Source organism: Janthinobacterium sp. P210006, assembly GCF_036231885.1.
Taxonomy (GTDB): domain Bacteria; phylum Pseudomonadota; class Gammaproteobacteria; order Burkholderiales; family Burkholderiaceae_D; genus Janthinobacterium; species Janthinobacterium violaceinigrum.
This window is the reverse complement of record NZ_JAZARD010000011.1, coordinates 1-8,264: the sequence shown is the minus strand read 5'-3', so window position 1 is coordinate 8,264 and position 8,264 is coordinate 1. Positions and strand designations below refer to the sequence as shown.

The 8,264-nt window shown below is 62.8% G+C and carries 5 protein-coding genes and 1 rRNA gene; 1 reads left to right on the top strand and 5 read right to left on the bottom strand.

Going from position 1 to position 8,264, the window contains the following annotated elements:
- Window positions 1-95 (top strand): 5S ribosomal RNA (rrf, locus tag VPH41_RS28495); the annotation flags it as partial.
- A 187-nt stretch (window positions 96-282) separates the two neighbouring features.
- Here the strand turns inward: rrf and VPH41_RS28400 are convergent.
- From VPH41_RS28400 to VPH41_RS28380, 5 genes are read right to left on the bottom strand one after another with little or no spacing between them, the layout of a single operon-like run.
- Window positions 283-1,452 (bottom strand): VWA domain-containing protein, encoded by a 1,170-nt coding sequence (locus VPH41_RS28400; RefSeq protein ID WP_328572280.1) that lies wholly within the window; start codon window positions 1,450-1,452, stop codon window positions 283-285.
- Entirely contained in the window at window positions 1,449-3,674 is a 2,226-nt protein-coding gene (locus VPH41_RS28395; protein WP_328572279.1) for a DUF5682 family protein, read from the bottom strand. Before VPH41_RS28395 ends, VPH41_RS28400 begins: the two co-directional genes overlap by 4 nt.
- Window positions 3,675-3,690: 16 nt before the next feature.
- Window positions 3,691-4,773 (bottom strand): AAA family ATPase, encoded by a 1,083-nt coding sequence (locus VPH41_RS28390; RefSeq protein WP_328572281.1) that lies wholly within the window; start codon window positions 4,771-4,773, stop codon window positions 3,691-3,693.
- Window positions 4,774-4,781: 8 nt separating this feature from the next.
- Complete coding sequence (locus tag VPH41_RS28385; protein ID WP_328572278.1) at window positions 4,782-6,377, bottom strand: DUF5691 domain-containing protein; 1,596 nt, start codon at window positions 6,375-6,377, stop codon at window positions 4,782-4,784.
- Window positions 6,374-7,732 (bottom strand): SWIM zinc finger family protein, encoded by a 1,359-nt coding sequence (locus VPH41_RS28380; protein WP_328572277.1) that lies wholly within the window; start codon window positions 7,730-7,732, stop codon window positions 6,374-6,376. The genes VPH41_RS28385 and VPH41_RS28380 overlap by 4 nt, the downstream gene beginning before the upstream one ends.
- Between the last annotated feature and the right edge of the window lie 532 nt (window positions 7,733-8,264).

The following is an 8,264-nucleotide window of genomic DNA, read 5'->3' as shown; positions in this document are numbered from 1 at the left end:
TTGGTCCCACCCCTTCCCATCCCGAACAGGACCGTGAAACAACTTTGCGCCGATGATAGTGCTGCAACCAGTGTGAAAGTAGGTTATCGTCAGGCTTGTTATTCGCAGTAGAGAAAAACCCCGCCAGCAATGGCGGGGTTTTTTTTCGTCTGGCGCTTTGTTTGACGCTGATGGTGATGCCGGCTGACGCGCTTGCGCACTCATCCGACTTACGCCAGCTCCGATAACAGGCGAAAAAAAGGCAGCGCTGCGCGCTGCCTTTGTGCCTTCTGCCATCAGCAACTATTCGGTGCCGCCGATAACGTTAATGCCTGCCTGCGCAGCCCATTGCGTCATATCGTTGCGCTTGATGGCCGAGGCCATGAGATCTGGAAACAGATCGGGAGTGCAGGCGAAGCAGGGAGCGCCCATGGCTGCGAGCCGGGCCGCGTTGTGATGGTCATACGAGGGTGCGCCATTGTCATCCAGGGCCAGCAAGACGATGACTTGCACCCCGCTGGCCAGCAGGCTGGCTGCCCGCGCCAGCATTTCCTTGTTATTCCCTCCTTCATACAGATCGCTGATCAGCACAAAAATCGTCTCTTGCGGACGCGTCACCAAACCCTGGCAATACGCAAGCGCACGATTGATGTCCGTGCCGCCGCCCAACTGTGTCCCGAACAGCACGTCGACGGGATCGGCCAGCAAGGGCGTCAGGTCGACCACTGCCGTATCAAACACCACCACCGACGTGGAGACAGCTTTGATGCTGGCCAATACCGCAGCAAATACGCTGGCATATACTACGGATGGAGCCATCGAGCCGCTCTGATCGATACACAGCACGATGTCGCGCAGCGATTGTCCCTTGCGACCGAAGCCGATGCGGGTAGCCGGTACGATCGTGCGATATTCCGGCTGGTAATGTTTTAGGTTGGCACGTATCGTGCGCAGCCAGTCGATTTCATTGTGGCGCGGCCGCATATTGCGTACGGCACGGCTCAGGCTACCCGCCACGGCCTGGCGCAGCGGCGCGGCCAGCTTGTGTTCCAGTTCTTGCACGACGCGGCTGACCACTTGCCGCGCCGTGGCCTTGGTCTTGTTCGGCATGATGCGGTTCAGACTGAGCAGGGTGGCGACCAGATGCACGTCCGCTTCCACCGCTTGCAGCAATTCCGGTTCCAGCAGCATTTGTTGCAAGCCCAGGCGTTCGAGCGCATCTTTCTGCATGACTTGCACGACTGAGGAGGGGAAATACTGGCGGATGTCGCCGAGCCAGCGCGCCACCTTCGGCGCCGAGGCCGACAAGTCTCCGCCGCGTCCACCTGCAGCTCCCTGGCCGTAGACGGATTCCAACGTGCGATCCATGTCGAGGTCGGTCTGGTTCAAGGCGATCTCGTCCTGTTGATCGGTCTTGCCCAATACCATGCGCCAGCGGCGCGCGGCTTCACCGGTCTTGATTGCATCGTTCATGCATGCTCCTGCGCCGGCGTGGAATCCAGCAATAATCGTAAGGTGGGCAAGATGCGCCGCGCCCGTGTTTCGTCCAGTGGCATGCTTGCCGATAGCGGAACCTGCGTGCCGCTGCCCTGGCTGGCGCGTTCAGATAACTGGCGCTTCTCTGGTGCGGCAAAGTTGCCGAAAGTGCGGCGCAGCAAGGGCAGCAGTTCGATGAAGGTATCGGCCGGCAGGCCGGCCAGCCAGGTATCGATCAGGCGCCACAATTCGTCATTGTGTATCAGCAAGGTGCCGCTGCCATGCAAAAAGCCTTCCAGCCAATGGGCGCTGCTCAAGGGCGACAGCGCATGGGAGCAGCGCAAGGCCAACTGGCTCGCCGTCCGCTCCATGCTCCAGTGACCCTGCTCGTTGAGGGCGCGCGTGCAGCGCCCAGCCAGCAGTGCGTGCGTGGCGTCGTGCAAGGCCGCCTGTTCCAGCGCCGTGAACCAGCTGGCCTGGTAATCGTCCCGTTGCGCCAGGCGGATGGCCTGGTCGGCGCCGACCAGCGCCTGCATGAGCTCCGCCGCCGCTTCGTCTGCCAGGGCGCGCATGCCGGCAGGCAGGGCAATGCAGGCGCGCATGACCAGACCGTCGAGTATGCTGGACAGGGCACGGGTATCGGCACCGCGTACGCTGCCGTAGCGCATGACGTTGACCAGTGGCGGCAGGGCCGCCAGCATATAGCCGAGGTCCGGCGTCGTCGCGCTCACTTCCTGCATGCGCCGCATGACGCCATCGATGGCGCCTTGCAAATCGGCGAGCAGGATCTCTTCCACCAGCGCAGTCAGTTGCGGCAAGGTCTCGGCACTGGCCGCGCGGCTGAGTGCGCATGCAGTGGCGGCATCGGCCACTGTACTGCCCCACAGGCTTGCTTCGATCAGCTTGACGGCAAATTCCGGTTCCCACGCCAGCTGCCACTGTTCGTGAAAGGTGCCGCTTTTCCCATGTACGCGCAGGCGGCGGCCCCAGCCGATGTCCAGCAGGGCCAGGCGGTGCAGCAAGACGCTCTTTTCCAGGTGCGCTGTTTCACGCAGATCCAGGGCGAGTTCGCTGGCATCGGCGCGCACCGGCAGGCGCAGGCGTTTCTGCAACGCCTGCACATCCTGCACCAGGGGCAGGGTTGGCACGCTGGCCGGCACCTGGCCCAGGCGCTCGTTGATCAGCAGTGCCGAGGCGATCAGGCGCAGCGGCAGTTCGCTGTCGTAGCAATAGACGGAGCGCACGGCGTCCTGCAATTCGCCCAGGCCCGCACGCGAACGCTCGCGCATGGCGGCCAGCGTATCGGCGAGGCGCAAGGCTTCGATGGTGTGGGCCGGCGACGCATCGAGATCATGCTTGCGCAACAGCGTGGCGACATCGGTCAACCAGTACAGTCCCGCCTGCTCAGGCCGTTGCCACAGATGGTGATACCAGCCTGGCGCTTCGACCCCGGCGCCATAGCCGCTGCGAAACGACAGCCGGCCATAGCTCCACGGCGTCCAGGTGGCTGCCAGTTTGATTTTTGGCAAACCCTTGAGCAGTTCTGCATCGCTCTTGGCGCTGGGCATCTGCTTGAGCGCGGGAACGTGGTAAGCGCCGCAAACGACGGCAATGCGCTGGTGTCCCTGTTTTTCCGCCTGGCGTATCATGCTGCGCATATAGGCTTCGCGCCGGCTTTCCAGCGCATTCGGCGGCAGTGCGATTTCGCTGCGTACCACGTCCATCATCTCGGCAATGGCGGCAAACAAGTCCAGGCTGTCGCCGCGCTGCTCGACCAGGTGGTCCCACCAGGTTTCGGTGTCGCCAAAGCCGGCTGCACCGGCCAGCCAGCGCAGCGGGTCCGCATGCATGGCGTCGTCCCTTGTAGTCGTCTCGGCTTCGGCGTCTTTCCCGCTCACGGTCTCGGCCAGGCGATGCGCTTGCGGGAGGTCGCAAAAGCGTACGGGAATACCATGCGCCTGGGCAAAGCGCATGGCTTGCCATTCCGGCGAGAATTCCGCAAACGGATACATGACGGCGCGCTGCGGATCGGCCGGTGCATACACGAGCAGCGCCACGGGCGGGCACAGGCCCGCGTCGCCCGCGTAGCGTATCAGCTCGTCCGCTTCGGGCGGTCCCTCGATCAGGATGCAGTCCGGCTGCAAGGCTTCCAGCGCCCGGACCAGGCTGCGTGCGCAGCCGGGACCATGGTGGCGGATGCCGAAAAGGTGAATGCTCATCGCTGCCTGTCCGGATTCAATTCATGACGTCGCGGCAAGCGCGATACAGGTCTTTCCAGCCATTGCGCTCCTTGACCACGGTTTCCAGGTATTCCAGCATGACGATGCGGTCTTGCACCGGGTCCTTGACGATGGCGCCCACCATGCCGGCCGCCAGGTCGGCGCCGCGCAGCACGCCATCGCCAAAGTGGGCCGCCAGCGACATGCCATGCGTGATCACGGAAATCGCTTCGGCTGTGCTCATGCTGGCACTGGAACCCTTCAGCTTGGTCTTGCCATCGGCCGTCACGCCTTCGCGCAATTCGCGGAAGACGGTCACGATGCGGCGTATTTCTTCCAGAGCCGGCGCTTCGCCGGGCAATTCCAGGGCGCGCCCCAGGCTGGCAACGCGGGTTTCCACGATACGCACTTCTTCATCGGCCGTGCGGGGTGAGGGCAGCACGACGGTGTTGAAGCGCCGTTTCAGTGCGCTCGACAATTCATTTACGCCGCGGTCGCGGTCATTCGCGGTGGCGATCACATTGAAGCCTTTTTGCGCCAGCACTTCTTCGTCGAGTTCGGCGATCGGCAGCATTTTCTCCGACAGGATGGTAATCAGGCTGTCTTGCACTTCGCCGGGGATGCGCGTGAGTTCTTCGATCCGGGCAATTTTTCCTTCACGCATGGCGCGCATGAGCGGGCTGGGCACGACCGCATCGAGCGATGGCCCCTTCGCCAGCAGGTGCGCGTAATTCCAGCCATAACGCAGTGCCTCTTCGCTGGTGCCGGCCGTACCTTGCACGATCATGGTCGAGTCGCCGCTGATGGCGGCGGCCAGGTGTTCCGAGACCCAGGACTTGGCCGTGCCCGGCACGCCCAGCAGCAGCAGGGCGCGATCCGTGGCCAGGGTGGCGACGGCGATTTCGATCACGCGCGCATTGCCGATGTACTTGGCCGTGATCTCGACGCCATTGTCGAGCTTGCCGCCCAGCAAATACTTGGAGACTGCCCATGGCGACATCTTCCAGCGCGGCGGGCGCTGCCGGGTGTCGGCGGCGATCAAGGCTTCCAGTTCCGTGGCGAACTGGTTTTCAGCATGCTGGCGAAGAATGTTGGTAATGCTGGACATCAAAATTGCTCCTGAAAAGAGAGGGATAAGGCATGCCTGAAACGGATCACGCTGAACATGTCGTCGATGGGGCCCTGCCAGCTGGCCCATGCCGGCGATCCGGTGGGCCAGCCTGCTTCGCAGGCAGCCATGGCGGCCGGATCGAGTACTTGCGCAAATGCTTCGAGCGTCGGCTTGAAGTGCCAGGCAGGCACTGAAAATGCTGGCAGGCCGGTGCGCAGGCGCTGCATCACGGCCAGCGACAGGGCGGCTGGCCAGGGCGTGGACGAGGCGCGCGCGGCGTCGGCCAGCACGCCCAGCAGTGGCAATTGCTGGTCGCTCCACGTGGGGCCGCAGGCGTCAACCAGCTGAGCAAGCCGGGAATGTGCGTCGGCGGCGGGCAATGCGCCATAGGCGGAGAAAAAATCGCGCACATAGTATACGCGCACGCCATCGGTTGCCAGCCAGAGCAAGGTCAGCGCCTGCAGCCAGTCGCCCAGTGCCGCGGCTGCGGCCGGCGTGGCTGTGCCGGCGTCCATGTGCCACAGCAGGGCGCTGCTCCATCCCTGCACCAGGGCGCCGTGGAAATCGTTGTTGAGGGCCAACTTCAGGCACTGTGCGGGAGACTTGTCAAACAGCTCAGTCCAGTGCAGCGGCGACAGCGATGCCAGCATGTCGGCCAGCCAGCCTGCCTTCTCGCCCAGTTGCGGCCGGCCTTGTGCACCGATGCCATCGCGCAGCATGGATTTATCGCTGGCGGCGGGCAGCGCGACGTCGAGGCTGTCAGGGAACAGCTTGCGCCGTTGCAGATGGAGCAATGGCGCCAGCCGTTCCAGCATGCGCTGTTGCAGCGCGCAGCCGGGCAAGGTGCGCAACAGCTGCTGCGCCTGCAGCCGGACTTCCTTGCGGCGGTCGTCGAGCGCCGCCTCCAGGAACGCTTCATCGGCCAGGCTCAGCGATACGCTCAGGCAGGGCAGGAGCATTGCGCGGTCTTCAGGCGATTCCTGGCTCCAGCTTGCCTGCAGGCGCTGCAAGGCCGCGACGGGATCGCGTGCCCGCAACTGGCGCAAGGCGAGCACGCGTTGTGCAAGCGTGCCCGCTTCCCACTGCGCCGCGCTGTCGCCATCGTCATTGCCAGGCGTGCTGCTCGCCCACGTCCATTGCGCATGTTGCCGGGCCAGCCAGTGGCCGCGCGCACCCAGCACGGCCACGATGGCAGGCCGTAGCGCCTGCTGGCTGCTGCCCACTTCCAGCATCCTGGGCAGCAGGCGGGCCGGAATGCGGCAGTGGTGCAAAGCGGCAAGGCGCAGCCATTCGCCACGCAATGGCGGATGACTGTCCCGCAGCAGTTGCGCCAACATGGCTTCCGCACGCGACGGGCAAGCCTGCAACGCATCTTCTTGCGTATCGGTACTGGAGATCGCGGTGGCTGGCACGGCAGCGGGCGGGAGGTAGCCGGCGCGCGTCCACAGTTCGAGTGCGCCGATGGCGCGCCAGAGCCTGCTTTCGCTGGCATAGTCCGCAACCATGCTGCGCAAGTCTTCCGGCAATTCTTCTTCGAAGGCAATCCGGGCCCGGGAACTGCCCATCTGCAGGGCGGCGTCGAGTTTGCTCATGCGCAGAAATCGCTTTCAAAGTTGTACAGGCGGCCGTCGGCGCACACGCTCCAGGGCGCGAAGGCATGGCCATCCCATTCGCCCGCCAAGGTGACGGGGTGGCCGCCGCTGACTGCCAGCAAGTGCCAGGCGTGGCGGAACGATGCGCTCACGGGCAGGGGGTGTCCATCGGGACAGCGCAGCAGCAAGCCGGCGTCTTCCATGCGAGCCGTCATGCCGGACAATGCCAGCGGATAGCGCTCGAGGAATGGCTGTGCCGCCAGAGCGTCGGCATAGGACTCCATTGCAGCCAGGAAGGACGGCTGCTCTGTCGGGAACGTCGATAGTGGCAGCGTCGTACCTGATTCACGGATCAGCGCGCGCAGCGGATAGGCGCCGGGGTAGAAGCAGAGTTCGCCTTCAAATTGCGTGCCAACGCTGATCGCCTGTTCAAAGCCCTGCGGGCCGGCAGCAAAATGCAGCAGCAGTGCCCAGCGGCCGCTGCGTGCGCCGCGCAGCCACGTGGCGCGCGTGCGTATGCGGTCTTCCTCGCTGTGCTGTTGTGAAAGTACTTGCCAGCAATCGGTGACGCCAGCCAGGGCCAGCACATCGTCGGTGCTGGTGGTCCAGCCGATGTGGGTCCGCACATCGTGTTGCAGATCGGGCGGAAGCGTTTCCAGCCTGGCGTAAGCATCGCCGAGCATATATATGGCGGCCAGTTCCCGTCCCAGTTGCTGGCTCCAGTCTTGCATGCCGCTTTGAAAGCACAGTCTGCCGGCGCGCCGGATGCGGCCGGCCAGGCCGGCGGCCTGGGCGTCGACCAGGCGGGCGGCCATGGCTTCCCAGTATGCGGGGCCGCGGTCGCGCACGGTAGCCAGGCCCTCGCGTTCCAGGTCATGCAACCAGGTGTGCAGTGCAGCCAGGCCGCTGGCCACCTTGTTTTCGCGCTTTTCCGCGCGCTTCCGGTTGGTGGCGGCGCTTGCGGCGGATTGCTCTTCAGTTTGCGCGGCCGGCTGCTCCGATGCGCCAGAGCGTTTTTTGTCGGCCCGCTGCTGGCGGTCGCGCAGCCAATCGCTTACCCATGCGGGCGCTTCCGTTGCTGCGAATAAGGCGTTGTCTTGCGCCAGGAGCAGATACAAGGCAAGTCCATGCTTGCATGGAAACTTACGGCTGGGGCAGGAGCATTTGAAGGCGGGTTCGCCCAAGTCGATCTGGGTGCGGTAGGGATCCTTGCCGCTTCCCTTGCATTCGCCCCAGATGGCGGCGTCCGAGCGGCCCAGCTTATCCCATTTGGCGGGGAAGGCCAGTTGGCTACCTGCCTTGGCGGAACTGGCATCGGGTGCCAGGGAGAGAATTTGATCGGTATTCAAGAGCACGAAGCGAACCTACAGGTAAATTGTCAAATGATCAGGGTGATGTATTTAACCATGAATGAGGCGTTGTACGGTTGAAAGCTGACTTTTATATTAAGCACTGCGGGGGAATTGAAAATGATTGCATATATTTCGGAGAAACTCTTGCTTCCAGTGGGGCGCTTTGCTATAGTTCGCCTCCCCAATGAGACGCAGTCAAATGCGGCACTTGAGGATCACCGGAAACGGCGATGCAGTAAAAAGAAGGTGTTGACGATTGTGCTGAAATGTTTCATACTCTTCCTTCTTCGCAGCTGACAAACACAACGCTTTGTCGATAGCGCGAAAGCAGTAACCGAATACAGTTCTTTAACAATTAACAGTCGATAAGTGTGGGCATTTGATGTAAGTGCAGCGTCGATCTTCGGATTGACGTAATACTTAAAATATCAAATGTTCACAAGAAATAATGAAATAGGCGCTACGCAAGTAGTGGCCTGTCAGTTTTTTGAGTGAGCAAACACCTCGCAATGCGAGGGGTTTGAACTAGTTAAAT